Origin of the sequence: Adlercreutzia equolifaciens (assembly GCF_029076695.1) — a bacterium.
In the GTDB taxonomy this organism is placed as follows: Bacteria; Actinomycetota; Coriobacteriia; order Coriobacteriales; family Eggerthellaceae; genus Adlercreutzia; species Adlercreutzia equolifaciens_A.
In genome coordinates this window covers 1-300 of sequence record NZ_JARFIK010000409.1, presented here as the reverse complement: position 1 = coordinate 300, position 300 = coordinate 1, and the positions used below count along the sequence as shown (strand labels likewise).

General features: G+C 68.7%; 1 pseudogene. It reads left to right on the top strand.

The features are described from left to right. Positions 1 to 300 (top strand): annotated as a pseudogene (locus PZH32_RS12945) (hypothetical protein); the annotation flags it as partial.

Below are 300 nucleotides of genomic sequence, written 5' to 3'. Positions count from 1 at the left end.
ATCCCGGGGAACGCGAATCCTCGGCGGCGCTGGTTCGCGGCATGGTGGCTTCCTACGTGCGCGCCGGCGGCACCGTGCGCGGCTTCGATGCGGTGACCACCTCCGACGTGCCACCCGGGTGCGGTCTCTCCTCATCCGCGGCCTTTGAGGTGATGATGGGAGCCCTGGTGGAGGGCTTGTTCGGTGGGCCTGACTCTGAGGAGAGCGCTTCCCGGAATGGAGCGGCGGAGAACCCATCAGTGCCCGTCGAACTGGCTCAAGCGGGAACGCCCGTCCCCCTGGACGCGGTGAATGTGGCCC